A 25384-nucleotide genomic window follows, 5' to 3' on the forward strand; every position below is an offset into this window, starting at 1 on the left:
ACGCCACGGCGGCCCTTCCCGCCAAACTGCCTGACCCAGAAGAACGCGCTATTCGCATCCGGCGACAATGGCTGGTCAAGATGGGCGGGCGAGGCCTCACTGGTCGAAACCTGCAAGCTCAACGGCGTCGATCCGCAGCGCTACTTCACCGATCTTCTCACCCCCCCTCGTCAATGGCTGGCCCAACGACCGCATCGACGAACTCATGCCGTGGTGCTGGACCGCCGACCAAGACCGCTGACGATCAGCTACAGCGCCGAAGGGGCCTTGTCGCCGCGCTTACGGTCGACCTGCAATCACTCCGGCTCTACGGGCTTCCGGAGGCAGCGCCCGCGGTGCTGGATGGGACGCCGCAGTTGACGGGGGGGCGTTGTTCGGCTCAGGGCGGCGGGAGTTCGCGGCCAAGGTTACCTGGGGATCTGCCGAGCCGGGCGCCCGGAGCGACATCGCGGCTCGACGTTACGGTGAAAGGGGCGCGGGCCAGCGATCTGGCGCAAGCGTCGCTTGTGTTGTCGACACGGTTCACGGAGCTCGACGTGGCGGTGGGGTCGAACAACACAGGCGTGTGATGGCGCGGAACATCTCCGGGGCGACGTTCGACTTGGCAGCGGTGACGCTGTCGGTGGGGTCACGAAGCGACGCGTGCCGTGACGTCCTTCTCCGATGGAAATTCACCCATGGAGGGAGCGCGCCCGCTCCGCCGCTTTTTCCGGCATGCCGGGCGAACATCTGGCCGGCCCTATGGCGGCCGGCCCGGTGGGGTCCGGACGGGTTCGCCGCCATCCCCACCACCAACCCTCGATCTGCCCCTCGTGCAGCGTCTCCCCGGGAGGAAAGCTGCGGCGCTGCGGCGTCGTCGCGACGACGCTGGACCTGTAGCCAGGCCGCTCAGGCTGCACCGCGCACGCATGATGAGCAGGAGCTGATTGGCGAGCCCAGCATTGCGCATGAAGAAGTAGCGACCGCCCCGCTGCTGCGGCGCGGTGAGCCGCTCGTGATCGAACAGCGTGGTCAGTCGCGCGCAGAATGCGCCGCGCGCGGGCAAGGTCGCGAGATAGGCACGGGTGGTCCGGTCCTGGGCGGCCATCCAGGCTGCGACCTCGCGGTCGCGGCGCGCATCGTTCTCGAGCCAGTGGTAGGGGTCGGCGATCCGGTGGTCGAAACGCTCCTCCACGACATCGCTGCGCCGCGTTTCCGGGTAGCTGAGCGCGACCATGGCCTCCTCCGTTGTTTGGCCTTGGGCCGATGGGGTGGGAAACAGACGCGACAGCGGGGTGACGACGGCGGTGCCGAGCATGCCCGACAGCAAGGCGCGGCGGCGCGACGCGGGCAGGTCTCGCATCGTCACGGATGGACCGGGACGCGCGCGACGACCTTGATCTCGAAGTCGAAGCCCGCGAGCCAAGTTACGCCCACCGCGGTCCAGGCCGGGTAGGGCGGCGCGGGGAAGGCGCGGTCCTTCGCCTGCAGCACCACCTCCATCTGGCGCTCCGGATCGGTGTGGAAGCTCGTGACGTCGAGGACGTCCGCGAAGCCGCAACCGCCCGCCGCGAGCGTCGCCGCGAGGTTCTCGAAGGCCCGTTCCACCTGGGCTTCGAAGCCGGGCTCGGGGCGCCCATCGGCGCGGCTGCCGACCTGGCCGGAGACGAAGAGCAGGTCGCCGGAGCGGATGGCCGGGGAGTAGCGGTGGGTTTCGTAGAGGGCGTGGCGGCTGGGCGGAAAGACGGGCTCGGGCCTGGTCATGTCGGTGACTCCTTCGGTGCTGGTGTTGGAACCCGCCCGCTCGGGCCGGGCTGCGCCCTCGCGAGGCCCCGGGCCTCGCTATCGGCCCTCACCGGCGGCCGCATTCCCGGCGGGCCGGATCGCGGTCGCAGCGCTGGGCGCGGGCGCGGTCGCTCATGATCTGCGCGTTGAGGGCGGTCTCGCTGGCGAGGTTCGCCCGGTAGGCGCTCTCCAGGGAGCCGCCAGCCGAGCCGCACCCTGCAACGAAGAGGCCCACCAGCAGGGCGAGGCCCGCGCGGAGGGAGGTGCGGGAGGCAGCGGCGAGGCGATGGGAAGACATGGTGTTCGACCTTTTGTGAAATGGCGATGTCCGGGCGGTTGCGGCGCGGTCCGGCCGGGGTGCGCGGGTGCTCACGGCTTCGCGCCGGCCGGCGCCGCGGCCATGACATCCCGCCCGCGCTCCACGCGCGCGAGCAGCACGAGGCTTGCCGCGAGCAGGAGCGCGCCGTTAAGCGGATGGAGCGAGAGGGGCAGCGCGGCATCCGCCGCCCCCAGGGCGACCTGCGCCACGTAGAGGCCCGCGATGAGGCAGGCCGATGCCGCGAAGCCGCGCAGCCGCCGCACCAGCAGCGTCCCGCCCAGCAGCCCGGCCACCGGCAGGGCCAGCGCGACGCCGAGCGCGGCATGGGCGCCCCAGAGCCCGCCATCGCGAAACAGCGCCTGGCCCGCGGTGAGGAACTGCGCCAGAAGCCCGAGCGGCAAGGCGCGGGCCGCCAGCACGAAGGGGGCGGGCGCCACGGCCTGCAAGGAGAGGAAGCGCATCGCTCAGGCCTCCGCCGCGAGCGGCAGCAGGCAGGCGCGGGCCGCAACGGCCTGCGCCGTCGCCGCGATCCAGCGCCGCAACCGCACGGCATAGGCCTCGCCCGCCGCGTCGAGTTCCGCGGCGGACAGCCGGTTCGCCCGAAAGAGCAGATGGGGCCGCGACCAGGCGAGGCCGCAGCGATGGGCGGTGACCTCCAGCGGGCGTAGCAATTCCTCGAGCGGGTAGAGGTTCACGCCCGCCGGCCCATGGGCCTCCGGGACATTGCCCGCCGTCGCGGCCACCAGCACGGGCAGGCCGCGCAGCCGCTCGCCCTCCCCGGGACGGGCGTAGAACATCCGGCTCAGCACCGCGTGCTGCCAGGCCTTCAGCAGCGGCGGCGTGGAATACCACTGCACGGGGAATTGCAGGACCGGCCTGTCGGCTCGCTGGAGGCGCCGGACCTCAGCCTCCGTATCCAGCACGCCCTCGGGCCAGAGGCGGGCCATGTCGGCGACCTCGACGCCCGGCAGGGGGCGGGCTGCGGCGAGCAGCGCGGCATTAGCCCTCGAGCCCGCGGGATCGGGGTGGAAAAAAAGGATCAGGGTTCGGGTCATTGAGGCCTCCGGTGTGCGGGCCGGAAACTGGGAGGCTGGGCGAAATCCTTCCAACAGATAATCTGTATATGCCATTATCCATGCCATGAAGCTTCGCGGCGTGGACCTGAACCTGCTCGTCATCCTCGACGCCCTGCTGGAGGAGGCGCATGTTTCTCGCGCGGCAGACCGGCTCGGCCTTTCGCAGCCCGCCACCTCCAGCGCGCTGGAGCGCTGCCGCCAGCTCTTCGGCGACCGGCTGCTCGAGCGCGCTGCCGGGGGCATGCGCCGCACGCCCCGGGCCGAGGCGCTGCGGCCACGGCTGAAGGATGCGCTGGCCGGCCTCGGGGGCGTGCTCGACCTGCCGGAGGTGCCGCTCGCGGCACTACGCCAGACGGTGCGGCTGCTCATGGCCGACAGCCTAGCAGCGCGGCTGCTCGGCCCATTGGTGGCGGCGCTGTCACGCAGCGCTTCGGGCCTTGATGTGGTCGTGCAGCCCTGGCAGGGGGCGCCGGCGGCGCTGGAGGGGCTGGCGCGCGGCACCCTCGACCTCGCGGTCTCGGTGATCCCGCCTTCCGGGCCCGATCTACGCCGCGAGGAATTGCTGCGGGAGGAGTATGTCGTCGCCATGCGAAGCGGCCATCCGGCGCTGGAGGGCTTCGACCTGGAGCGCTGGCTGGCCTTTCCGCATGTGCTCGTCTCCGCGCGCGGCGAGATGCGCGGCGCGCTGGACGAGGCGCTGGCGCGCCAGGGCCGCGTGCGAAGGGTGGGCTGCGTGGTGCCCCACTTCCTGCTGGTGCCGCCGCTGCTGCTGGGCTCGGACCTCATCGCGCTGCTGCCGGGCGGGTCCATCCTGGGCGCAATGCGCGAGGGGCTGGCGGTGCTGCAGCCGCCGGTCGCGGTGGAAGGCTTCCCGATACACCTAGCCTTGCATCGCCGCCGGGAGGGCGATGCGGCGGTGCGACACGTGGCAGCGACGCTGCGGTCGGTGGCGCGGGCGACAGCGTGAGAGCTGCACCCGGTTTCCCTGGACACCGCCGTGGCTGAGGAGAGACCGGCCCGATGACGTCCAGCATAAAGAAGGTTGATCGTCTTTCGGCGACTGAGTGCCGGTAGCCCGAGTGACGCTGATGTGGCGGTGTTCATCGCGCGGGCGTCTCAACGGTGGAGCCAGAATCCAAGATCAGGCGCTGGAGGTGGGCCGAATGACGATCTCGCTCGTATCGACCTCGGGCGGCTGGGCGATTACTTGGGCGATGGCGTCGGCGATCGCTTCGGGTTTGAGAGCGACCTGCCGGTACGGGACCATCGCCTCGGCCGCGACAGGATCGGTGATCGTATTCGCCAGTTCCAACCCCACGACGCCCGGATAGACGCAGGTGACGCGGATATTGTCGTTCTCCTGCCGCAGCCCGTCCGAGATCGCCCGCACGGCGTATTTCGTCGCGCAGTAGACGGCCGCGGTCGGCGCCCCATGGAGCCCACCGATCGAAGAGACGTTGATGATCTGCTCCAGCGGAAGGGTTTCGGGTCGGCGCTGTGAGCATCGAGGTGGGCGCGGATTGCCTGGTTCAGCTCGATGATGGAGCGGAAGACGCCGCGCTTCAGCCGACGCTTGGTCAGGGCGGCGAACAAGCCCTCGACGGCGTTGATCCAGAAGACCGAGGTCGGCGTGAAGTGGACGTGGAAGCGCGGTGCCGGGCCAGCCAGTGCTTCACAGGATCGACTTGTGGGCGGCGTAGTTGTCGAGGATCAGGTGCAGGTCGAGGTCGGCGGGGTCTGCTTGTCGATCAGATTGGGGGCCGCTCCAGTCCGCCAGCTCGGGACGTCAGGTGCAACGGTTTTCATCCGTAGAGCTTTACGTCTGCGACTTGCTTACCTGCCTGCTCAACGGCTGGCCAAATAGCTGCACCGATGAACGGGTGCCGTTGTGTCTGGGCGGCCCGACGCAACGGGGTGATCGTCAGGCCCACATGCGGCGACTCATCGCCGCACGCGCTGTTCAGGACTCTGCCAACCTTACCGCAATTTTGTAATCTTGGGTTGATATGTTACTCAATTTGCCACACTTTGGTGACAGAGTACAAGGCGTTCACCTTTGCCCGACGACGTGCGATCCCCTGACCTGGCGCCAATTGGCGCAAGCCATTCGGTCAGGCGTCGTCTACTGAACTTACGGAAGCGTCTACCTTCGCCAGGCAGAATATTCCGAATTGTTATTGGAATGTTGTTCATCGGCATCGGGGGCGTCTTCCTGCAGGACCGCTTTTTTGCCACGGGAGTACGCCAAGCCGTACTTTCAGGAGCTCTGGTCACAGTGCGCACGCCGATCGAGGGCGTGCTGGCTACCAGCCCCGATTCAGAGGCTGGTCTTATCCTTCCAATGGGTGCCCGCTTGGGGCAGGTGCGAAACCCTCGAGTTGACACCGCGCGCCTCGACGATCTCACCCGCCAGCGCCGACTTGCCGAAGCCGAACACGAAACCCTCATCCGCCGCGCAGTCGAGACAGCCCCAGGCTGTCTCGATAGCCACCCAGCGTGCCGAGGCCTTCAGCGTCGCGCGGCGCGAGATGCTGACCGCGCGTGTTCTGGAAATGGAAGCCAACGAAGCTGCAGCAGCCAGCCGCGCGCAGGAGGCGAGCGCGACACTACGCCGAAGCACAACGCTCACCGCAAGCGGCGTTCAGGCGCGGGCTGCCTTGGACACCGCCCGCCGCAGCGCCGCGGTGGCGGAGGCAGAGCTGCGCGCTGCCAGAGACCGGCGCCGCAGCGCACAGGCTGAGCGCGACGCCGCGCTTTCCGGTGTGTTCGCCAGTGACCCCGCCAACGACCGCTCCACATCCGCCCAGACCGAAGACAGGCTTCGCCTGCTCGTGGCCGACCTCGCTGCGCAGCGCGACGAATTTGCTGCCCGAGCGGCAGCCCTGCGCATACAAGAGCAGGCAGAGGAGACGCGTATTGCGCTGCTTCGGGAAGCTCAGCTGACGGTACCGGTACAGGCGCGCGTGGTGCGGTGGCTTGCACAGCCCGGCGAGCAGATACGTGCCGGCCAGGACATCGTGTTGCTGGCCGATTGTAGCCAGCCTGAGGTGACGGGCGGCGTCGAACCGCGCGTCCTGGCTCGCCTCACCCCCGGCGCCCCAGTCCGCTTCCGCGCGGAAGGCGAGAGCCAGTGGCGGGCAGGGCATGTGACGGCCCTGCATGCTGAAGCGCCAGCCGCTGACGGCTCCGGCGGACGCTACCAGGTGGTAGCGCGCCTTGCGCCGCGGTCGGACGGCCAGCTCAGCTGCGACGCAGGCCGGCTTGGCCGGCTGGTTTTCGACTGACGCGAGATGGGAGAACTGGCCTCCGCAGCGGCACCCACGCTGATCCTGGCTGGCTTCGCGCTGCTCGTCCTGCCACATCTCAACCCCGACGGGCGCTGGCCGCGGCTGCTCGGCGCCATGTTCGTGACGGCGATGCTGCTGCGTTACATGGCCTGGCGCGTGACGGATACGCTGCCTGAGGCGGGGATCGACTTCAACTTCCTCGCCGCCATCATCTTCCTGGTCGTCGAGATGTTCTCCTGCCTCGCCGGGATGCTGATGCTGCATGCCCTTTCGCGAACCACCAATCGAAGTGCGGAAGTGGATGCCCACCCACCCGAGGATTTCCCCGGCGGAGCGCCCCTGGTGGACGTTCTGATCCCAACTTACAACGAGAAGCGCGAGATTCTTCTTCGTACGCTTGTTGGCGCTTTGTCGCAGGACTACCCGAATTACCGCGTCTGGATCCTGGATGACGGCCGGCGTCCCTGGCTCAAGGAAATGACCGAGGAGCTGGGCGCCCATTACGTGACGCGCGATGAAAACAGCCACGGCAAGGCCGGCAACATGAACGCCGCCATCCGCAAGCTGCTGCAACGGCCCGATCGACCAGACTTCTTTGCGGTGCTGGACGCGGATTTCGTGCCGACACCCCTGTTCCTGCGCCGAACCGTCGCCCTGATGCACGACCCGGCCGTGGCCTGCGTCCAGACGCCGCAGTATTTCTTCAATCCGGACCCGATCCAGCTGAACCTTCGCGCAACCGGCGTGATCGCGGACGAGCAGCGCTTCTTCTTCGATGTCATCCTCGCTTCAAAGGATGCACATGGCACCGCCTTCTCCTGCGGCACGTCGGCCCTAGTGCGCCGCACGGCGCTGGAGGGTATCGGGCTGTTCCCGACCGAGAGCGTTACGGAGGACCTGCTGCTCTCGATCAAGTTCAGCGGGCAGGGTTTCCGGACCGTCTATCTGAACGAACCGCTCTCGTCCGGCCTGGCACCGGAGGGGATGGGCGAATACCTGACGCAGCGCGGTCGCTGGTGCCTGGGCACGATGCAGATCGTGCGCACGCCCTGGGGTCCCTTCTCGAAGGGTCCGACGCCCTGGCTGATGCGCTTTCACACCATGGACACGGTATTGTTCTGGACCGTCGGGTCGCTGGTGAAGGTCCTCGGGCTGCTGGTGCCGGTGCTCTACTGGTGGCTCGGGCTGACTGTCATCCAGACCGACCTGCCAAGCATCATCTCCCATCTCGCGCCCTATTGGGTTGGTTGCGTCGTCTTTCTCGGCTGGGTCAGCCGCGGCACCAACCTGCCGGTGATGGCAGAGGCGGTCGGCCTGCTTGTCGCCAAGGAAGCGTTGAAGGCCAGCTGGATCGGGCTTTTCGGCTCGAGGAACCAGAAGTTCCAGGTGACCGCCAAGGGCACCAATCGCGACAAGGTGGTTGTCCAGTGGGGGCTGATCACGCCGTATCTCCTGATGATCCTCGCCACGCTGGGCGGGCTCGGCTGGCGCGTGCTGATGGGACCTCTACCCGGCACACCGCCGGACATCGAGGCGATGAACCTGTTCTGGAGCCTGTACAATTGCCTGGTGCTTTTCATTGCATGCATGATTTGCGTCGAGCAGCCGCGCTTCCGGTCGGAGGAGCGCTTCATCGCGGATGAGCAGGTGACGCTGATCGACTCCGGCGGCACCTGTTGGCCCGGGCGGATGCGGGATATCTCGATCGTCGGAGCACGACTGGAGATGGAGGCGTCACCACCGCTGGCAGAGCCGCTCCTGTTGCTCCGAGGGGCAGGTCTGCCGGACATACCGGTGACGGTGCGGCGGTCGGGCCCCGGCGTGGTGAACCTGGCTTTCGAAGCATCATCTTTCGAGCGGGAGGCAATCATCCGCAAGATTTTCTCAGGCGCCTATATCTCCCCGGTGACGCGCACGCCCCCCTTCGCGCTCATCCGGAGCCTCGCGCGGCGCGCGCTCGGATAATTGGGGCGGTGCTGAGCGGCACGATGTGCGGCCGGCCCGTCTTGTAGTGCATGGCCAGGATCTCAGGTTGCGATCAGGCCTCGTCGAGCGAGTCCACTGCGCCACGGCCGATTGACCCCGGCGGTCGCCGGTGGGGATCAGGAGCTGGAAGAACGGCCCCCAAGGCTAGCCCAGGTGGCAAGCCGCGTTCCACACCGCGGTCGTTTCGGGCGTAGACAGCACGTGGTCGCGCACCCCGTCGAAGGGGTATTTGCGGACCTCGGTCGCTGAGCCAGTGCCACCGCGGGTGCTGGTGAAGATGCCCCTGCCCGGCGTCGTGACCTCCACTTCGCGCGGCGTGCGCGCCTCTTCGAGCTGCTTCAGCAGGTCGCCCCGGGTCAGGTCGACGAGGGGGCGGGCAAAAGCTCCCCTGAAGAGGGCCGCCGTCGACGACGGCGCGTTGCCTGGCACTCAGGCGGTCATGCCGCCCTTGCGCCAGATGCCGAAACCGCTTGCCAAGACCCCTGCCAGGGCGAGGCCCGCGGCCACCGCCGGCACCAGCTCCAGCCGGTATGACCCATCTCCCACGGCGGCCATGCCGAGGTTGCCCAGCAGCACCGCGACCAGCCCCCAGCCCGCGGCCAGCAGATACCAGGGGTCGCCGCGCCCCGCTCGCAGCACCCCCGCCGCCATCCCTCCCGCAGCCAGAATGATCAGCGCGGACAGCCAAGGGTCGGGGTCCAGCCCAGAGACCTTCGCCGCACCTGCCAGGTTCACGAAGACCGCCGCCGTCACCCAGCCGGCAAAAAGTCCAAGGAACGGCCGCAGCAGCCAACGGGAGAACCAGCCCTCGGGCAGGCGCCGTGCCTCAGGCAGAAAAGCCCAGATGGCGCAGGCAACGATGGCAGCCAGGATCAGCACCAAATGGAAGCCATTGGCGGTGAATTGTGCGACGGTCATCCACAGGCAGTTCATCGCGAAAGCCAGCGCCAGTGGCAGGCGCAGTCGCATTGTCACCGGGTCGGCCGCCATCGACGGTAGGGCTTGGCGCACGGCCCAGACCAGCGAAAGGGCAAAGATCGGCCCCCAGATCGAGAAAGCATAGGAGGCCGGGGTCACGCCAGTCAGGCTTGCGGCCGACATGGTCCCGATCGGTCGGCCGATCCCAAGCCACCTCAAGCTGGCCGCGATCGGCTGGCAGAAGGCCAGGATCAGCGTGGCCCAGGCCATCAGCGGCGTTACGGGAAGGGTCTTGGACATGAGGTCACTCCGGGGTGAGTCATCGGTGGGCCGAGGTGAAAGATGGCGGAGGCGTCTGGCCCTGTGCCATGCGCCGCTGTCATGCAGATGCAAAGGGGTTCAGAGGCCATCATCGGCCGAGATAACAGGCACCGTCGCACGCTTTATCCCGACCTGGCCGGCTGTCCTGCGGAGCGGAACCGGGCGTACGGTCCTAGGCCAATATCCTACATCAGCGCGGAAGCTATTGAACGACTTCGCGCGGCGAAGTCGAATGCTGCCGCAAACACACGAAAACCGAGCCATTCAGCAGGTCGCGGCGGACCCGCGCGACGTGAAAGGTGTTGCTTGAAGCGACAACGGGTGGACGCAATCCGAGAAAGATCAGGGAGTGGGGCAGCGACAGTGTTGTCGCTACCCCCCCAATACACAGGGTTATGAAGTTCTTCACCAATGGACATTCACGCAGGAAGGAAGCGCGTCGCCCAACAATACGCCCCCTCCGCCTACCTTCCCGGCCGGCGGTCCCCGCGCTTTTGGGTCCGCGCCCCCAGGAAACGCGACACCACGATAGCAGCCTCACCGGTGGCTTGGCGCCAATGAGGCTCTCAGCCGAGCGCCTTTGCCAAGCCGACCAGAAGGGCAAAAGGCACGGCCAACGCGGTGCTGCGGCCGTGGATCGGCTCAGGCGACCAGTTGGATGCGACCCGCCTGACTCTGCGCACCGCCCACCAGTTGATGGGCGGCGCCTTCTTCTCCTGCAACAGGCTGGGGCAGCTCCCCCACCCGCCGACGTCAGCCGGCGGCGCTGATCCCCAGCCGGCGGATGATCTCGCCAAAGCGTTCCCGCTGCCCGGCCATGAAGGTGCCGAATTCGGCGCCGGTCAGTGCCAGCGGCTCGGCGCTCAACACCGAGAGGGTCTCAGCCATCTGTGGGCTGGCCACCGCCTCCTGCAGGACGGTGGCCAGGCGGTCCACGATCTCCTGCGGCGTGCCACGCGGCGCGGTGACGCCAAACCAGGACGAGATCTCGAAATCCGGCACGCCGGCCTCGATCATCGTCGGCAGATCGGGGGTGAAGCGGGACCGTTCGCGCGTCGTCACCGCAAGCGGCCGCACCCCGCCGGAGCGGATATGCGGCAGGATCTGCGGCGTGTTGTCGAAGGCGATCTGCAACCGCCCGGCCAGCAGATCCTGCAGCATCTGCGCGCCGCCACGATAAGGCACATGCACGATGTCGATGCCCGCGATCGATTTGAACAACTCGCCTGCCAGATGGATCGACCCGCCGGAGCCGGCCGAGCCGAAATTCAACTGACCCGGATGGGCCCGGCAATGCGCGATCAGCTCCGCGATGCTGTTTGCGGGGACGGAGGGATGCACCACGCCGATGCTGCCGATCTGCGCGAAGGACCCGATCGGGACGACATCGGTCACGCCGTCATAGCCGGGGTTCGGATACAGCAGCGGCCCAGTGATATGCGTGGATGGCGCGGCAAAGGCCAGGGTGTAGCCATCCGGATCGGCGGCCACGGCCTGCCTGGTACCCGCGGTGCCGCCGGCGCCGCCGCGATTGTCGACGATGACATTCTGGCCGAGGGCGGCGGTGAAGGCCTCGGCGACGATGCGGCCCATGCGGTCCGACAGGCCACCAGCGGGGAAGGCGACGACCAGGCGGACCGGCCGCCTTGGCCAGGCGGTCTGCGCGATGGCGGGCGCGGCGATCAGGCCGGCGGAAGCGATAGCCAGCGTGCGGCGAGTGAACATGCGGTGGTCTCCTTGTCTGCGACGCGAAAGCCCGTGTGACGGCGCCGTTGGACCGGCGCTCTGATCTCAAACCTTGAGGCAGGCGGCGATGCGGGCGATGCCCTCATCCAGCGTTGGAAGCGGGCAACCGAAGTTCAGCCGGGCGAAGCCTGGCGCGCCGAAGTCGGGGCCGGGGTTCAGTCCGATGCGCCCGCGCTCCAGCAGCGCGCCCGCCGGGTCCGGGCCGAGCCCCGCCTCCCGCAGATCGAGCCAGGCGAGGAAGGTCGATTCGGGCGCCACCATCCGCACGCCTGGCAGGTGCGTTGCGACCGCCTGCAGCAGATGGTCGCGATTGGCCGCAAGCGCCGGGATCAACGCATCGAGCCACGCACCGCCGGCCGTGAAGGCGGCATGCGTCGCGGCCATGCCCAGCCCGTTCACGCTGTCCACCATGCCAAGCCGGCAGCCAAGCACGCGCGCGCGCAATTCCGCATCCTGGATGATGGCGAAGCCGATCTTCAGCCCGGCAATGTTGAACGCCTTGCCCGGCGACATCAGGGTGATGGTGCGGCGCGCGATTTCGGGCGCGAGGGAGGCGATCGGCACATGGCGCCTGCCGTCGAACAGCAGGTCGCAATGGATCTCGTCCGCGATGATCCAGGCGCCGGCGGACAGGCAGGATTCGGCGAGCGCGGTCAACGACTTCGCCGTGTAGGCGTGACCCGTCGGGTTGTGCGGGTTGCACAGCAGGAAGGCGTCCCCGGGCGACACCGCGGCTTGCAGCGCCGCCGCATCGGCGGTGACCGGGATCGGCGCGTCCCGCAGGCCCCAATGCCGCGCGACCTGGCGGATCGGCGGATAGGCCGGGCTGTGATAGACGACGGCGCCACCGGCCGGCACCAGCGCCCGGACCGCCATGTTGAATCCGGGCACGACGCCGGGCAGCAGCACGACATCCTCCGGCTTCACCGCCCAGCCATAGCGTTCGCCCATGCGCGCGGCGATCACGTCCAGCAGTCGCGGATCGGGCGCGGCGTAGCCGAAGACGGGATGGGCGAGGCGTTGGCGCAGCGCGTCCTGAATGGGCAGGGCAACGGCGACATCCATGTCGGCCACCCACATCGGCAGCACATCCGGCGCGTAGCGCGACCATTTGGTGGAATCGGTGCCGCGGCGGTCGGGGCTGTGGTCCAGCGGGTTCATAGCGGCAATCCGCCCACCACCACGGGCCGTTCAGGATCAGCCGCCCAGGCCGACCAGGACCCCGGGAACATCGCCGCCGTCACCCCGATCGAGGCCAGCGCCAGCACTGAATGCGCCGCGGAAATCCCCGCGCCGCAGGACACCCCGACCGGCCGTGACGGGTCCACCCCATGCGCGGCGTAGAGATGCCGCAGCGTGGCACCATCCGCGAAGTTCCCTGCCTCGGTCAGCACATCGGCGGCGGGGGCGGAGACGGCGCCAGGGATATGGCCGCGCCGCGGCTCGCCCGGCCCGCCGATGTAGTTCACCCGCACCCGGCTATCGAGCAGCAGGCCGGTGCGCGCCATCGCCGCCGCGCCATCAGCATCGAGCACTGGCAGGTGGCCGGGGCTGAGCGTGACGCCGCCCGGCTCCGGCAGGCGAGGCGCGTTTGCGACCGGCAGCCCCGCCGCCTGCCAGGCCGCGAAGCCGCCATCGAGCAGCCGCACATCCGCAAGCCCGGCCCAGCGCAGCACCCACCAGCCGCGCGCCGCAACCAGCCCCCGATCATGGTCATACACCACCACGGGCACATCACGGCGCAGGCCCCAGCGGCGGGCGTTGCGGGTCAGATCAGCGATGTCCGGCAGCGGGCGGCTGCCCCTGGTGCCGCCGCCGGGAGCGGCGAGTTCGCTTGGCAGGTCGACATCCACCGCACCGGGAATGCGGGGCGCAGATGCCCAGTCGCCGGGCGCGTTGCGGATCGCCAGGACAGAAACCGGCGCACCTTCGGCAAGCCGCGCAGCCAGCGCGTCGGGGGTGACCAGCACCGTATCGCGGGGGTCCATCGGTAATCCTTCAGGCGAAGTGCAGCACGCCGCGATGATCGAGCGCGAGCGGCGGCAGTCCGGCGCGCGCGGCAAACACCTCGACCGGGTGGAACAAGAACAGCCAGGGCGGATTGTCCTGCAGCCGCGCGAGGCAGCGGCCATAGGCGGCATCGCGCGCGGCTTCGTCCTGGGTCGCGACCGCGGTGCGGAACAGCGCCTCGAGCGTGGGATCGTCATGGCCCTGCCACCACGGGCCGCACGAGCGCGCCGAGATCTTGTCGTCGATCACCCGGAAGCTGCTATGCGGCGAGGAGTCGAACAGCGCGATGTCGCCGATCTGCCTCGCGGATACCTGGCGCGCATAGAGGGGACGATCGGCGATGACCTCGACCGTCGCGGGGCAGCCGCAGGCGGTGAGGTCCGCGGCGATCATCGCCGCGATGGCCGGCGCACGTTCCGGCATATGGTCCGGTGCGCGGATCAGGATGGGCGCACCGGCTCCGGCCGCGGCAAACAATGCGCGGGCGCGGGCGGGATCATGCGGAATGGCCGACGGCCGGGAAGCGCGCATGCCGAGGTGGAACGGGCTGACGATGGTGGTGGCCGGCAGCCCGAGGCCGTGGAACAGTCGCGCGATGATCGCATCCCGATCCACCGCGAGATTGGCGGCAAGCCGTGCGCGCGGGTCACGGAACAGACCCTCCGCGCCGTTCAGATAGGCCATGACGGAGAGCGTGTTCGGCGCCTCGCCCCAGACCAATCCATGGCCGCCCGGAGCGGCATCGCGGCGTTCGAGGTTCAGCGCGACATCGGCCGCTTCGGTGCGCAGCGCGCCGAAGCGGGCCTCCGCATCCGGCATGGCGATGGCGTGGATATTGGCCGGCGTGCGCGCGGGGTCGGTCGCGAGCAAATCGGCTGCCTGGTTCGGCAGGTAGCGCGTAATGCGATAAGGGCCGGTGCCGAGCACGGCCTCACCAGACGCATCTTCCCGCGCGCAGACGAATTCGGAAAGGATCTCCGGCAGGTCGGCCAGCGGCTCCGGCGTCGTGATGCGGATCGCATCTGCGCCATCCGTCACGATCTCCGCCCCGGCCAGGTACCGCGCATAAGACCACGGCATGCCGAACATGTCCCGCCCCTCCAGCGTCGCGCGGATCGTCGCCAGCACATGTGTCGCCGTGCAGGCCACGCCATCATGGAACACTGCGCCCGCGCGCAGCACGAAACGCCAGGCCCGCCCATCATCGCTGTGCGACCAAGCTGCCAGCAGCGCCGGCAGCACACGGCCATGCTGCCAGCGGCAGAGTGGCTCAAAGGCCAGCGAACGCAGCGTCAGCACCGATGTGTCGTCGGTGACGCGGCCGAGCGGCGGCAAGTAGATGCGCTCCAGCGCCAGCCGCATCACTGGCGGCCCTTCCAGGCTTCGTAGCGCGCCTTGGTGCCGGCATCGGGTGGATAGGTGCCCTCGAGCGGTGCGCCAGCCGCGATTTGGTCGAGGATCCAGCCCTCCATCCGTTCCTTCTCGGCCGCCGCCTCGGCAATTTCGCGCAGGATGGCGCGCGGGATGCAGACCACACCGGACGCATCGCCCACCATCACGTCATCCGGGAACACCGCGACGCCGGCGAGGCCGATGGGCAGGCCGTGATCGACGATCATCACCGCGGCACTCGACGGCACGGGCGCGGAGCCGCCGCCGTGGAACACCGGCAGCGGCAGGCGCGCGACGGCCGGCAGGTCGGACACGCCGGTATCGACGACCACGCCGGACACGCCGTTGCGGTGCAGGGCCGTCACCATGATGTCGCCCAGCACGGAGACATGGCCCGCGCCGCCGGTCGCGCAGACCATCACGCATCCCGCTGGTGCGGCGCTGAAGATGGCGCGATGCAGGTTCGGCGCCTCGCCACGCGCCACCGCATCGCGCAGATCCTCGCGTACCGGAATGGCGCGGATGGTTAGCGCGGGGCCGATGCAGCGCACGGCATCACCGGCGGGCGCGATGCCATGCAGGAACCGGCTTCGCAGCCCGCGGGCGAACAGCACGGCCGAGAGGGTCGGCACCGCGACCGCGCCGAGCAGCGCCGCGACATCGTCCGGAACGGGCGTGAGATCACGGACAGTCATTGCCCGCCCCGCTTTCGCGCGCAATAGAATGGCGCACCCCATGCCACGGAGGACCCATGCCGCGCCCCTTCATTGAACAGAACGTCACCTGGTTCTACAGCGATGATCTGGAAACCCATGCCGCCTTCTATCGCGATGTGATGGAGCTGCCGCAGGTGCTGGACCAGGGCGTCTGCCGGGTGTTCCAGGTCAGCCCGACCGGCTTTCTCGGTGTCTGCAACAAGGAAGGGCGTCCGCGCGGTACCAAGGGCATGATGTTCACCTTCCTCGTCGAGGATGTCGAGGAAACCTATCGCCACCTTCTGGCGAAGGGCGTGGCCTTTGACGGGCCGCCGAACATGCTCGGCGGACGCACGGTGTATTCCGCCTTCTTCAAGGACCCTATCGGCTACTGGCTGGAGATCCAGGAATTCAACGACCCGCGTTGGCCTTACCCGGAAGGCCGCGGCCCGCGAAGGGGTTGAGGTCACGGATAGGCGGCGCAGATGTTGCGGCCGATCTCGGCCGCCTGCGCCTCCGCCCGCGCAATCCAGCGCCGCATCAATGGCGCATCCTGGCTGGCGCGGATGAAGGACATGCTGTCGGGGGCAAGCTCCACGCCATAGGTGATGTAGCGGCTGCACATCGGTGCCAGCACCGCATCGGCGAAGCACCAGCTATCGCCCGTCACGTAGGGGCCACCCCAGCGGCGGACGCAGTCACGCCAGATCGCCTCAAGCCGCGCGGTCGAAGCCTGGGCGCCGGGCCTGGCCATCAGCTTGACGTTGGATGGCAGCCCATTGCGAACTGGCCACCGCTTCAGCAGGTTCATCGGCAGCGCCGCACGGAGATCATCGAAATGCCCGTGTACCTCGGCGGCGACCGATCGCGCGAAGGCGCGCCGCGCCGGATCGGCGGGCCAGATCGCGGAGGTCGGGTCGCGTTCCCACAGATACTCCGCAATCGCGAGGCTGTCCCAAAGCACAAGCCCATCGATCTCCAGCACCGGCACACGGCCGGACGGTGAGACGGCGGCGAGCTTCGCCTTACTGTCATCGCGCGACAGGTAGATCACCCGTTCCTCGCAGGTGAGTCCGGCCATTTCGCATACCATCCAGCCTGGAATCGACCATGAGGAGGACCAGGCACCACCGAGATGCAGAACAGGTTTGGTCATGTCGGGTCAGTTTTTGTTGCGATGACCAGATTGCAACGTCACTCTCGAGAATTGCAACCCGCACGGAGATGCCCGCATGCTCGGCCGCCGCTCCCTTCTGGCCACAACCGGCGCAGTTCTTGCCTCACCCGCCTTGTCTCAAGGCAATTTCCCGACGCGCCCGATACGCTTCGTCGTGCCCTGGCCGCCGGGCGGCGCGACCTCCAATATCAGCCGCATCGTTGGTGACGCGATGTCCCCGTTGCTTGGCCAGCCGGTGGTGCTAGATCATCGGGCGGGCGCGGGTGGCGCGATCGGGACGGCAGATGCCGCGCGCTCGGCGCCGGATGGCTACAACATCCTGATGGCAGGCGCCGGCACCTTCTATCGCCCGCTGATCGAGCGCGAGGTGCCGTTCAACCCGGACCGTGATTTCGGCTTCATTGGCCTGGTTGGCGACGGACCTTTCGCGCTGGTGCTGCGGAACGGCTTGCCGAATTCGCTGCGCGGCTTCATCGACTACGCGCGTGCCAATCCGGGCCGGCTGAACTTCGCCTCCTCCGGCCAGGGTTCGACCAGCCATTTGACCGCGGAGGCCTTCAACACCGCGGCCGGCATCGAGGCAGCGCACGTCGCCTATCGCGGATCGGCGCCTGCGATGAATGATCTGTTGGGCGGACGGGTGGATTACTACTTCGATGCCTTCGCCACGGTGCTGGAGAATGCGCGCGCCGGGCGCATCCAGGCTATTGGCGTGACAACATCCGCCCGCGCCTCCCGCGCGCCGGAACTGCCGACGCTGGAGGAGGCCGGCATGCCCGGCTTCACCGCCGCGCCCTGGTGGGGGATCATCGGTCCTGCCGGCATGCCGGCGCAGGCGATCCAGCGGCTCTCCGCCGCGCTGGCTGGCGCGCTGGGCCAGCGGGAAGTTGTGGACCGGCTGGCCGAACAGGGTTGCCGCGCGGTCAGCATGGAACCCGCCCCATTCGAGGCCTTCGTGCGGGCGGAAAACGAGAAATGGTCGCAGGTGATCGAACGCGCAGGGCTGCGGGTGTCCTGAACGGCCGGTTGCCCGGGGCCAGCCGAGCATCCTGGCGCGCGCTTCTGCCCGACGCCACCACCACGGCGGCGGATGGCGAGGGCTTCGAGCTTGCACCGATCCGCGCCATGACCGGCGCTGCGCGTGCCGACCGGCATATCTATGCCGAGGCGCGCGCCCGACCCTTCGCCCGGTAGACAAGGCCGGGCTGGATGCGGTGGCGAAGGCCCTCGTCTTCGATGCGGCGGAGCAAGGCGCCGGCGTAAGTAAAGTAGCCGCCGAACCGGACCATCCGGCGGAGCGCGCCCGTCTCCAGGCGCTGGCGCACTGGCGGTTTCTCTTTGGGCCACACCGCTACGCTGCTTTATGCCCTGGCTCGCGCATCCACTCGGAAGACCATCAAAGCCCAGCGAAACCCTGCGAGAGACCGCTTGTACCGAGTTGCAACTCCTCCGCCACGCGCGCCGTGCTCTCCGCCAAACTGACCGCCGCGCTAAGGCGCGGCTGGTCTAGACACCCTCCTGCTGCCGCGCGAGCAGCCCGCCGAGGAGCGGGTTCGGGAAACGCCGGTCGAGGGTGACGGCCAGGAACACCTCGACAATCCCCGGCAGCCGATGTGCCTCCACCAGGATGCCGGCCGCGAGTTCATCCTGCACCACGATCGGCGGGATGACCGCGAGCCCCGCATCCGCGCGCGCGAGCAGCCTGATCATGGCCATGTCGTCCACCTCCCCCGCGATGTTCACCACAACGCCCAGCCGCGCGATCAGCGCGTCCAGGGCGCCACGGATCGCGGTCTCGGCCGTCGGCAGGATCAGGGGCTGGCTGGCCAGGAGCGTGGCGATCGGCGCGCCCTGCCCGACCCGTCGCGGCGTCCCGATCAGGCTCACGGGCTGCTCCGCCAGGCGGTGGATCAGGTAGCGGCTGGCCGCATCGCGGGCGGGTGCGAGGTTGGTCAGCACCACGTCCAGCGCCAACGCATCGAGCCCGCGCAGAAGCTCGGTCTGGCTGCCGGAGCGAAGAACGATCTCGACATCCGCCCGGCCCAGAAGCGGACGCAGGAACTGCATCTGGAAGTTGCGCGAGAGCGTGGCCAGCCCGCCGACGCGCAGCGCCCGGCGTACGCCGCCGGTTTCACGCAGCGTGGCACTCAGGTCTTCCGCGGTGCGGAAAATCGCGTCGGCGTGGTCCAGCGCGATGCGACCCGCCTCCGTCAGCACAAGCCCGCGCCCACGGCGCTCGAACAGATCCTGGCCAAGCGCCGCTTCCAGGGCCTTGAGCTGCGACGAGAGCGCCGAGGCCGAGAGGTTCAGCCGCCGCGCGGCGCCGGTCAGCGTGCCGTCATGGGCAACGGCGCGGAACAGGCGCAGGTGATGCAGGTTCAGCGTGCCCATTGTTCTATCTGATTGGATGAAACCTCTCATAACATGTAATTTTCTGGAAGTCAGACCAGGGTTATTCCGGCGCCCAGGCCACCCCTTCCGGAAAACGCCCGATGCTCATCAGCCTGGCCGCCCTGGCCCCGCCCCTGCTGCTCGCCGCCGCGACGATCGCGCTGATCCGTCCAGGCCGGCGCCCTGCCGGGTTCCCGCTGCTGGCCGAGCGGGCGACGCTGGCGGCACTCGCGCTGATCGGGCTCGGTGTCGTGCAGCTTGTGCTGCAGGGGCCGGTCTCGGCGACGCTCGGCGGTGGCGCCTTCGCGCTCACGCTGCGCTTCGATCTGCTGGGCGCGGTGATCGCGCTGACCGTCGGGTTCATCGGCTGGGTGGTGGTGCGCTATGCCCGCAGCTACCTCGACGGCGAAGCGCGCGAAGGCGCCTTCCACGGCCTGCTGCTGGCCACGCTGTCCGGCGTGCTCGTGCTCGTCATGGCCGGCAGCCTGGCGCTGCTGGTCGCGGCCTTCGCCGTGGTCGGCCTGGGCGTCTGGCGGCTGCTGATGTTCTACCCGGAGCGGGCCGCGGCGCGCCGCGCGGCCGCCAAGTTCGCGCTGGTCTGGGGTGCGGCGGATCTCGTGCTGGTCCTGGCGGCGGCGCTGTTGTGGTTCGCCTATGGCACCGCCGAGATCGCGGCGATCAACCGGGCCGCGGCGGCGGGGCCGGTGCCGCTGGGCGCGCTTGCGGCCACCGGGCTGCTGGTGCTCGCGGCGCTACTCAAGACCGCGTCCTTCCCCGTGCATGGCTGGCTCAGTGAGGTGATGGAGGCGCCGACGCCGGTCTCCGCCCTGCTGCATGCGGGCATCATCAATGCCGGCGGCGTCCTGCTGATCCGCTTTGCCGACCTGATGCAGGCCAGCCCCGGCGCGATGACGGCACTGGTGATGCTGGGCGGCTTCACCGCCCTGTTCGGCGGGCTGGTGATGCTGACCCAGGCCGCGGTCAAGACGGCGCTGGCCTGGTCCACCGTCGCGCAGATGGGCTTCATGCTGCTGCAATGCGGGCTTGGCCTGTGGGCGCTCGCGCTGCTGCATATCGTCGCGCATTCCTTCTACAAGGCGCACGCCTTCCTGGGCTCGGGCACGGCGGTGCGCGGCGTGCAGGCGGTGCGCCGGCCCGGGCCGGTGGCGGTCCCGGGTATCGGTGCCGTGATGCGGGCCTTCGCCATCGCGCTGGCGATCTACGCGGCGGTGGCGGGCGGCTTCTGGGCCATCTTCGGACCGAAGCCGGTGCAGGCCGTGGCGCTGGGCGCGATCCTGATCTTCGGCGTGGCCTACCTGGTCGCCCAGGGCCTGGCGGATGCCGCCCCGCGGGCCCTGACGCGGCGCACCACCCTCGCCGCCGCCGTGGCGACGCTGGCCTATTTCGCCTTCCACCGGTTGGCCGAGGCGTTGACCGCCGGCGCATTGCCCGTCCTGCCGCCTCCCGGGCCGCTGGAAGGTGCGCTGCTGGTGCTGGTGATCATCTCCTTCGGGGCGGTCGCCGTGGCGCAGGCGCTGTTCCCGCACTGGGCGCATCACCCGGCCGCGGCCGGGCTGCGCGTGCATCTCGCGAATGGCCTGTATCTCAATGCCGCCCTTGACCGGCTGATCGGCGGCTTCCGCGCCGCGAAAACCCACTGACGCGACGGAGCGCCCCGATGACCCACACCCAGGATCCGACCGCCGCACCCGGTGCCGCCCGGCTGCTGAGCGCTGCCGAGGCCGCGGCCCAGGCCATCCCGCCAGCCTTCCCGCTGGAGGCGACAGTCGCCGTCAACCCCTTCCTCGGCCAGACCGGGGGCGACCTCGCCATGGCCGCGGCGCGGCTGGGGCGCGTCGCCGGGATACGGCTGACGCCAAAACGGGCCGATTTCGCCGCCCGGCTCGCCGCCGGCCGGATCACCGAGACCGACCTCACCGAGGCGTGGGCAGCCTGCGCGGACCCCTTGCGCCCGGCCAGCCTTGCGGCGCTGCGGCAGGCGCTCGGTGCGGAAGGCCCGGCGCCGGTGGCGCTGCCGAGCGTGGCCGATCTGGCGGCGGGCGCCTCCGGTATCGAGTGGCCGGGCGTGATCGCCCGCGCCATCGGGCTATGGGCCTCTGGGCACTTCGACCGCGGCCAGGCGCTGTGGACGCCGGCGCCGGGGCGCTCGGCCTTCGCCGCCTGGCGCGAATGGGCGACCCATGACCTGACGCCGGAACTGGCGGGACTCGCCGGCTTCGCGACCGAGGTCGCCGCCGCGCCGGATACGCCCGCGCACGCCACCCTGTGGGCGGCCGCGGCGCTGGGCGTGTCGGAGGCCGCTGCGGAATCGGTGTTCCACCGGCTATTGGTCGACCTTGGCGGTTGGGCGCAACATGCGCGCTGGCTGCGCTGGGAGGCCGAGCAAACCGGCGGCACGGACGCCACCGTCACCGACCTGCTGGCGATCCGCCTGGTGTGGGAGAAGGCCCTGCTGGCGCAGTACCACCATGCGGTCGCCGCACCCTGGCGCGATGTCGTCGCCGCCCATGCCGCACCGCTGGCACCGACCCCCGACCAGGTTATCGATGCAATCCTGCAGGAGGCCGCCGAGCGGGCGCACCAGCGCCGGCTCGGCGCGCAGCTGCAGGCGCCGCTGGCCCCCGCCGGGCGGCCGGTCCTGCAGGCCGCCTTCTGCATCGACGTCCGCTCCGAGGTGTTCCGCCGCGCGCTGGAAAGCCTCGACCCTGGCATCGACACGCTCGGCTTCGCCGGGTTCTTCGGGCTGACCGTAGCGCATCGGGCGCTGGGCTCCGACATGGAGGAGGCGCACCTGCCGGTGCTGCTCACGGCCCGGCTGAGCTCCCGCAGCGGCGCCGCGCCCGAGGCGGAAACCGATGCGCGCATCGCCGCCCGGGCCAGCCGCGCCTGGGGCCGTTTCCGCCAGGCGGCGGTTTCCTCCTTTGCCTTCGTGGAGGCAGCCGGGCCGGTCTACCTCCACAGGCTGGTCTGCGATGCTGTGGGGGTCGGCCGCAAGGCGCCCGCGCCTGAGCTGGCCCCGGTAATGGCGCCCGCCCTGACCGCCGAGGCCAAGGCCGCGACGGCGGCCGCGGTGCTGCGCGCCATGTCGCTCACGCAGCGACACGCCCGGCTGATCCTGCTGGCCGGCCACGGCGCCAGCGTCACCAACAACCCGCATGAAAGCGCCTATCACTGCGGTGCCTGCGGCGGCCATACCGGCGAGGTGTCCGCCCGGCTGCTCGCCACGCTGCTGAACGACCCCGAGACCCGCGCCGGCCTGCCGGCGCAGGGGATCGCGCTGCCGGCGGACACGCTGTTCCTGGCAGCCCTGCACGACACCACCACGGATGCCGTGACGCTGTACGAGGACGCCGCGGCGCCGGACCATGCCGCGGACATCGCCCAGGCGCGCGCCTGGCTGGCGCAGGCCGCCGTGATGGCGCGCGGCGAACGCGCGCTGCGGCTGCCCGGGGCGCAGGCCGAGGACCTCGTCGCCCGCGCCCGCAACTGGGCCGAGCCGCGACCGGAATGGGGGCTGGCGGGCTGCGCCGCCTTCATCGCTGCGCCGCGCGAGGTCACGCGCGGCGCCGATCTCGCCGGGCGCGCCTTCCTGCATTCCTACGATTGGCGGCAGGACCGAGGGTTCTCCACCCTCGAGCTGATCCTGACGGCGCCGGTGGTGGTGGCGAGCTGGATCAGCCTGCAATACTATGGCTCGTCGGTGGCGCCGGGCAGCTTTGGGTCTGGCAACAAGCTGATCCACAACGTGGTGGGCGGCATCGGTGTGGTCGAGGGCAATGGCGGCACGCTGCGCGCGGGGCTGCCCTGGCAGGCGGTGCATGACGGGGTCGGGCTTGCCCACGAGCCGCTGCGGCTGTCGGTGCTGATCGAGGCACCGCCAGCGGCGATCACCGAAATCCTGGCCCGGCACGACGGCGTACGCGCACTGTTCGACAATGGCTGGCTTCACCTGGCCGTGCTGCAGGAGGGACGCATCGCGGCCCGCTACAAGCGCGGCCTGCAATGGGAGGCACGCGAAGGCCTCGTCGCCGCTGCGTGAGGCTTCTCCTGCACGACTGTGCGGTGGAGGCGCAGGATGGTCGCCATAGTGTCGTGCTGTGCGAGAATGCGGTCGGGACCGATTGCACCGAGACGGCCGTCCCCCGCCGACCGCCACCATCCAGAGGGATGGATTCCGTTTCTTGCTGCTGCTCCGGTCGGTTTCCCAACCTCATTTTCCACTTGCCCGCCGGCGCCGCGACACACGGCTTCTCCACCGTATTTCGCGGCGTTCGGCATTATCAATCGAGCCGCGTCGCCCGGAGTCTCAGCGCGTTGCCCACAACGCTCACCGAGGAAAGGGCCATCGCCGCTGCAGCGATGATGGGCGAAAGCAGAATTCCGAACGTCGGATATAGCACCCCCGCGGCGATCGGCACGCCGGCCGCGTTGTACGCAAAAGCGAAGAACAGGTTCTGCCGGATGTTGCCCATCACGGCTTCCGACAGCCGCCGCGCCCGGACGATCCCCATCAGGTCTCCGCCAAGCAGCGTCACACCGGCGCTTTCGATCGCCACCGCCGTACCAGTGCCCATGGCGATCCCGACTTCGGCCGCCGCCAGTGCCGGCGCGTCATTCACGCCGTCACCCGCCATGGCCACGCGGCGCCCTTCGGCCTTCAGCTTTTCGATGATGCGCTGCTTGTCCTCGGGCAGGACCTCCGCTTCGACCTCGGTGATGCCAAGGCGCCGCGCCACGGCCTCGGCCGTCGTGCGGTTATCGCCAGTCAACATCACCACCCGGACGCCCTCCTTCGCGAGTCCCGCGAGCGCCGCCGGTGTCGTCGCCTTGACCGGATCTGCCACGGCGACAATTCCAAAGGCGCGACCATCCACCGCGACGAAGAAGACGGTGGCACCGTCCCCACGCAGGCGCTCGGCTTCCGCCGACAGCGCGCCGACATCCACCTTGGCCTCCTCCATGAGGCGAGCGTTGCCGACCGCGACCTGGCGTCCCTCAACCACGCCTGTCACGCCACGGCCAATCGGTGCATCGAAACCCTCGACCGGCGGCACGACCAGACCCCGCTTCTCCGCCGCTCGCACGACGGCTTCGGCGAGGGGATGCTGGCTTGGACGTTCCAACCCCGCAGCCAGACGCAACACCTCATCCTCGGCCATGCCCGCTGCAGGGATCACCGCCACCACGTCCGGCCGCCCTTGGGTAAGGGTGCCGGTCTTGTCCACGACCAGCGTGTCGATCCGCTCCATACGCTCCAGCGCCTCGGCGTTCTTGATGAGCACGCCCGCCTGCGCGCCGCGGCCCACGCCCACCATGATCGACATCGGCGTCGCCAGCCCCAGTGCACACGGGCACGCGATAATCAGCACCGTCACCGCGGCGACCAGGGCAAAGGCGAGGCGCGGCTCCGGTCCCCAGATGCTCCAGACGGCGAAGGCAACTATGGCTATTGCCACCACCACCGGCACGAACCAGCCGGAGACCTGATCGGCCAAGCGCTGGATCGGTGCGCGGGAACGCTGCGCCCCCGCGACCATGCGGACGATTTGTGCCAGCACCGTATCCTGGCCGACACGGTCCGCGCGCATGATGAAGCTGCCCTGGCCGTTCAGCGTACCGCCGACGACCTGATCGCCCACCGTCTTGGTGACTGGCACTGCCTCGCCGGTTACCAGGCTCTCATCGACGTTGGAGGCGCCCTCCAGCACCGCACCGTCGAGCGGCACCTTGTCACCAGGACGAACGCGCAGCCGATCGCCAACGACGATGGCAGCCAGCGCCACCTCCTCGTCGGATCCGTCATCGCGCAACCGACGCGCCTGGGCCGGCGCCAGATCGAGCAAAGCGCGGATCGCGCCGCCTGTCTGCTCACGCGCCCGAAGTTCGAGCACCTGCCCGAGCAGTACCAGCACGACAATCACCGCCGCCGCCTCGAAATATACGGCAACCGAGCCATCCGCGGCGCGGAAGGCCACCGGGAAGATATCAGGCGCCATGGTCGCCACGACACTGAACACCCAGGCGACGCCAGTGCCCAATGCGATCAGGGTGAACATGTTGAGGCTTCGGTTCACCAGGCTCTGCCAGCCACGGACAAAGAACGGCCAGCCGGCCCAGAGCACCACGGGCGTCGCCAGCGCCAGCTGAATCCAGTTGCCGACGCGCGGCCCGCCGACAAGGTGCATCATCCCCGTCAGGTGACCGCCCATTTCCAGCAGGAAGACCGGGATGGTCAGCACAAGGCCAATCCAGAAGCGCCGGGTGAAATCCACCAGTTCCGG

25 protein-coding genes and 2 pseudogenes are annotated in these 25384 nt (G+C 69.3%); 9 read left to right on the forward strand and 18 right to left on the reverse strand.

Annotated elements, in window-relative coordinates; all coding sequences use genetic code 11:
* Positions 1 to 241, forward strand: a pseudogene (locus tag Q8S40_RS22075) (transposase domain-containing protein); the annotation flags it as partial.
* A gap of 498 nt (positions 242 to 739) precedes the next feature.
* Here the strand turns inward: Q8S40_RS22075 and Q8S40_RS22080 are convergent.
* The 5 genes from Q8S40_RS22080 to Q8S40_RS22100 all read right to left on the reverse strand — a co-directional run bounded on the left by Q8S40_RS22080 (position 740) and on the right by Q8S40_RS22100 (position 3138).
* Positions 740 to 1342: a hypothetical protein gene (locus Q8S40_RS22080; protein WP_305672128.1), complete on the reverse strand. Its 603-nt coding sequence runs from the start codon at positions 1340 to 1342 to the stop codon at positions 740 to 742.
* A 2-nt stretch (positions 1343 to 1344) separates the two neighbouring features.
* Positions 1345 to 1743, reverse strand: coding sequence for a RidA family protein (locus Q8S40_RS22085; protein WP_305672129.1), 399 nt, complete (start codon positions 1741 to 1743; stop codon positions 1345 to 1347).
* Between the two features lie 88 nt (positions 1744 to 1831).
* Complete coding sequence (locus Q8S40_RS22090; RefSeq protein WP_305672130.1) at positions 1832 to 2062, reverse strand: hypothetical protein; 231 nt, start codon at positions 2060 to 2062, stop codon at positions 1832 to 1834.
* Positions 2063 to 2133: 71 nt separating this feature from the next.
* On the reverse strand, positions 2134 to 2544 hold the full coding sequence (locus Q8S40_RS22095; protein WP_305672131.1) for a DUF6220 domain-containing protein: 411 nt from the start codon (positions 2542 to 2544) through the stop codon (positions 2134 to 2136).
* Between the two features lie 3 nt (positions 2545 to 2547).
* Positions 2548 to 3138, reverse strand: a complete 591-nt coding sequence (locus tag Q8S40_RS22100; RefSeq protein WP_305672132.1) for an NAD(P)H-dependent oxidoreductase — start codon at positions 3136 to 3138, stop codon at positions 2548 to 2550.
* An 85-nt stretch (positions 3139 to 3223) separates the two neighbouring features.
* Between Q8S40_RS22100 and Q8S40_RS22105 the strand changes: the two genes are divergently transcribed.
* Complete coding sequence (locus tag Q8S40_RS22105) at positions 3224 to 4126, forward strand: LysR family transcriptional regulator (protein WP_305672133.1); 903 nt, start codon at positions 3224 to 3226, stop codon at positions 4124 to 4126.
* A gap of 174 nt (positions 4127 to 4300) precedes the next feature.
* On the opposite strand, the gene Q8S40_RS22110 is transcribed toward Q8S40_RS22105, so the two are convergent.
* Together Q8S40_RS22110 and Q8S40_RS22115 are read right to left on the reverse strand one after the other, a co-directional pair.
* The gene (locus tag Q8S40_RS22110; RefSeq protein ID WP_371136874.1) at positions 4301 to 4633 is read right to left on the reverse strand and encodes an SDR family oxidoreductase; all 333 of its coding nucleotides are present in this window, start codon (positions 4631 to 4633) and stop codon (positions 4301 to 4303) included.
* A pseudogene (locus tag Q8S40_RS22115) lies at positions 4627 to 4894 on the reverse strand (transposase); the annotation flags it as partial. The pseudogene Q8S40_RS22115 and the gene Q8S40_RS22110, both read right to left, overlap by 7 nt.
* Positions 4895 to 5579: 685 nt before the next feature.
* On the opposite strand from Q8S40_RS22115, the gene Q8S40_RS22120 reads away from it, so the two are divergent.
* Positions 5580 to 6443 (forward strand): HlyD family secretion protein, encoded by an 864-nt coding sequence (locus Q8S40_RS22120; RefSeq protein WP_305672134.1) that lies wholly within the window; start codon positions 5580 to 5582, stop codon positions 6441 to 6443.
* Between the two features lie 117 nt (positions 6444 to 6560).
* Positions 6561 to 8411 (forward strand): glycosyltransferase, encoded by a 1851-nt coding sequence (locus tag Q8S40_RS22125; protein ID WP_305672135.1) that lies wholly within the window; start codon positions 6561 to 6563, stop codon positions 8409 to 8411.
* 165 nt (positions 8412 to 8576) lie between these two features.
* Here Q8S40_RS22125 and Q8S40_RS22130 read toward each other — a convergent pair whose 3' ends face one another.
* The 8 genes from Q8S40_RS22130 to Q8S40_RS22165 all read right to left on the reverse strand — a co-directional run bounded on the left by Q8S40_RS22130 (position 8577) and on the right by Q8S40_RS22165 (position 15514).
* The gene (locus Q8S40_RS22130) at positions 8577 to 8861 is read right to left on the reverse strand and encodes a hypothetical protein (RefSeq protein ID WP_305672136.1); all 285 of its coding nucleotides are present in this window, start codon (positions 8859 to 8861) and stop codon (positions 8577 to 8579) included.
* On the reverse strand, positions 8862 to 9743 hold the full coding sequence (locus tag Q8S40_RS22135) for a hypothetical protein (RefSeq protein WP_305672137.1): 882 nt from the start codon (positions 9741 to 9743) through the stop codon (positions 8862 to 8864).
* Positions 9744 to 10237: 494 nt separating this feature from the next.
* Positions 10238 to 10393 carry a hypothetical protein gene (locus Q8S40_RS22140; RefSeq protein ID WP_305672138.1) on the reverse strand — a complete coding sequence of 52 codons (156 nt, stop codon included), beginning with the start codon at positions 10391 to 10393 and terminating at the stop codon, positions 10238 to 10240.
* Between the two features lie 31 nt (positions 10394 to 10424).
* Entirely contained in the window at positions 10425 to 11396 is a 972-nt protein-coding gene (locus Q8S40_RS22145; protein ID WP_305672139.1) for a tripartite tricarboxylate transporter substrate binding protein, read from the reverse strand.
* Between the two features lie 66 nt (positions 11397 to 11462).
* Positions 11463 to 12578 carry a MalY/PatB family protein gene (locus Q8S40_RS22150; protein ID WP_305672140.1) on the reverse strand — a complete coding sequence of 372 codons (1116 nt, stop codon included), beginning with the start codon at positions 12576 to 12578 and terminating at the stop codon, positions 11463 to 11465.
* Entirely contained in the window at positions 12575 to 13405 is an 831-nt protein-coding gene (locus Q8S40_RS22155; protein WP_305672141.1) for a sulfurtransferase, read from the reverse strand. Before Q8S40_RS22155 ends, Q8S40_RS22150 begins: the two co-directional genes overlap by 4 nt.
* Before the next feature lie 10 nt (positions 13406 to 13415).
* Positions 13416 to 14789 carry an ABC transporter substrate-binding protein gene (locus Q8S40_RS22160; protein ID WP_305672142.1) on the reverse strand — a complete coding sequence of 458 codons (1374 nt, stop codon included), beginning with the start codon at positions 14787 to 14789 and terminating at the stop codon, positions 13416 to 13418.
* A complete protein-coding gene (locus Q8S40_RS22165; protein ID WP_305672143.1) occupies positions 14789 to 15514 on the reverse strand; it encodes a ribonuclease activity regulator RraA in 726 nt (241 codons plus the stop codon). Before Q8S40_RS22165 ends, Q8S40_RS22160 begins: the two co-directional genes overlap by 1 nt.
* A gap of 56 nt (positions 15515 to 15570) precedes the next feature.
* Between Q8S40_RS22165 and Q8S40_RS22170 the strand changes: the two genes are divergently transcribed.
* On the forward strand, positions 15571 to 15978 hold the full coding sequence (locus Q8S40_RS22170; protein ID WP_304808162.1) for a VOC family protein: 408 nt from the start codon (positions 15571 to 15573) through the stop codon (positions 15976 to 15978).
* A gap of 2 nt (positions 15979 to 15980) precedes the next feature.
* Here the strand turns inward: Q8S40_RS22170 and Q8S40_RS22175 are convergent, their stop codons facing one another.
* Positions 15981 to 16670, reverse strand: coding sequence for a glutathione S-transferase family protein (locus Q8S40_RS22175; RefSeq protein ID WP_305672144.1), 690 nt, complete (start codon positions 16668 to 16670; stop codon positions 15981 to 15983).
* A 76-nt stretch (positions 16671 to 16746) separates the two neighbouring features.
* Here Q8S40_RS22175 and Q8S40_RS22180 point away from each other — a divergent pair, with 76 nt between their 5' ends.
* Both Q8S40_RS22180 and Q8S40_RS22185 read left to right on the forward strand, forming a co-directional pair.
* A complete protein-coding gene (locus tag Q8S40_RS22180; protein ID WP_305672145.1) occupies positions 16747 to 17709 on the forward strand; it encodes a tripartite tricarboxylate transporter substrate binding protein in 963 nt (320 codons plus the stop codon).
* 8 nt (positions 17710 to 17717) lie between these two features.
* Positions 17718 to 17885, forward strand: a complete 168-nt coding sequence (locus Q8S40_RS22185; RefSeq protein WP_305672146.1) for a hypothetical protein — start codon at positions 17718 to 17720, stop codon at positions 17883 to 17885.
* A gap of 312 nt (positions 17886 to 18197) precedes the next feature.
* Here the strand turns inward: Q8S40_RS22185 and Q8S40_RS22190 are convergent, their stop codons facing one another.
* Positions 18198 to 19082 carry a LysR family transcriptional regulator gene (locus tag Q8S40_RS22190; protein ID WP_305672147.1) on the reverse strand — a complete coding sequence of 295 codons (885 nt, stop codon included), beginning with the start codon at positions 19080 to 19082 and terminating at the stop codon, positions 18198 to 18200.
* Between the two features lie 101 nt (positions 19083 to 19183).
* Here Q8S40_RS22190 and Q8S40_RS22195 point away from each other — a divergent pair, with 101 nt between their 5' ends.
* Both Q8S40_RS22195 and Q8S40_RS22200 read left to right on the forward strand, forming a co-directional pair.
* Positions 19184 to 20743: a proton-conducting transporter membrane subunit gene (locus Q8S40_RS22195; protein ID WP_305672148.1), complete on the forward strand. Its 1560-nt coding sequence runs from the start codon at positions 19184 to 19186 to the stop codon at positions 20741 to 20743.
* Positions 20744 to 20760: 17 nt separating this feature from the next.
* Positions 20761 to 23142: a YbcC family protein gene (locus Q8S40_RS22200; protein WP_305672149.1), complete on the forward strand. Its 2382-nt coding sequence runs from the start codon at positions 20761 to 20763 to the stop codon at positions 23140 to 23142.
* A gap of 241 nt (positions 23143 to 23383) precedes the next feature.
* Here the strand turns inward: Q8S40_RS22200 and Q8S40_RS22205 are convergent.
* The coding region (locus Q8S40_RS22205; RefSeq protein WP_305672150.1) for a copper-translocating P-type ATPase at positions 23384 to 25384 on the reverse strand (2001 nt) is incomplete at its 5' end.

Source organism: Falsiroseomonas sp. (assembly GCF_030695085.1).
Taxonomy (GTDB): domain Bacteria; phylum Pseudomonadota; class Alphaproteobacteria; order Acetobacterales; family Acetobacteraceae; genus Falsiroseomonas.

Bases quoted from the DNA above. Each gene is read 5' to 3' on its own strand.
- Q8S40_RS22080 (WP_305672128.1), bottom strand. From the start codon at position 1,342: ATGCGAGACCTGCCCGCGTCGCGCCGCCGCGCCTTGCTGTCGGGCATG.
- Q8S40_RS22085 (WP_305672129.1), bottom strand. From the start codon at position 1,743: ATGACCAGGCCCGAGCCCGTCTTTCCGCCCAGCCGCCACGCCCTCTAC.
- Q8S40_RS22090 (WP_305672130.1), bottom strand. From the start codon at position 2,062: ATGTCTTCCCATCGCCTCGCCGCTGCCTCCCGCACCTCCCTCCGCGCG.
- Q8S40_RS22095 (WP_305672131.1), bottom strand. From the start codon at position 2,544: ATGCGCTTCCTCTCCTTGCAGGCCGTGGCGCCCGCCCCCTTCGTGCTG.
- Q8S40_RS22100 (WP_305672132.1), bottom strand. From the start codon at position 3,138: ATGACCCGAACCCTGATCCTTTTTTTCCACCCCGATCCCGCGGGCTCG.
- Q8S40_RS22105 (WP_305672133.1), top strand. From the start codon at position 3,224: ATGAAGCTTCGCGGCGTGGACCTGAACCTGCTCGTCATCCTCGACGCC.
- Q8S40_RS22125 (WP_305672135.1), top strand. From the start codon at position 6,561: ATGTTCGTGACGGCGATGCTGCTGCGTTACATGGCCTGGCGCGTGACG.
- Q8S40_RS22145 (WP_305672139.1), bottom strand. From the start codon at position 11,396: ATGTTCACTCGCCGCACGCTGGCTATCGCTTCCGCCGGCCTGATCGCC.
- Q8S40_RS22150 (WP_305672140.1), bottom strand. From the start codon at position 12,578: ATGAACCCGCTGGACCACAGCCCCGACCGCCGCGGCACCGATTCCACC.
- Q8S40_RS22155 (WP_305672141.1), bottom strand. From the start codon at position 13,405: ATGGACCCCCGCGATACGGTGCTGGTCACCCCCGACGCGCTGGCTGCG.
- Q8S40_RS22160 (WP_305672142.1), bottom strand. From the start codon at position 14,789: ATGCGGCTGGCGCTGGAGCGCATCTACTTGCCGCCGCTCGGCCGCGTC.
- Q8S40_RS22165 (WP_305672143.1), bottom strand. From the start codon at position 15,514: ATGACTGTCCGTGATCTCACGCCCGTTCCGGACGATGTCGCGGCGCTG.
- Q8S40_RS22170 (WP_304808162.1), top strand. From the start codon at position 15,571: ATGCCGCGCCCCTTCATTGAACAGAACGTCACCTGGTTCTACAGCGAT.
- Q8S40_RS22175 (WP_305672144.1), bottom strand. From the start codon at position 16,670: ATGACCAAACCTGTTCTGCATCTCGGTGGTGCCTGGTCCTCCTCATGG.
- Q8S40_RS22180 (WP_305672145.1), top strand. From the start codon at position 16,747: ATGCTCGGCCGCCGCTCCCTTCTGGCCACAACCGGCGCAGTTCTTGCC.
- Q8S40_RS22190 (WP_305672147.1), bottom strand. From the start codon at position 19,082: ATGGGCACGCTGAACCTGCATCACCTGCGCCTGTTCCGCGCCGTTGCC.
- Q8S40_RS22195 (WP_305672148.1), top strand. From the start codon at position 19,184: ATGCTCATCAGCCTGGCCGCCCTGGCCCCGCCCCTGCTGCTCGCCGCC.
- Q8S40_RS22200 (WP_305672149.1), top strand. From the start codon at position 20,761: ATGACCCACACCCAGGATCCGACCGCCGCACCCGGTGCCGCCCGGCTG.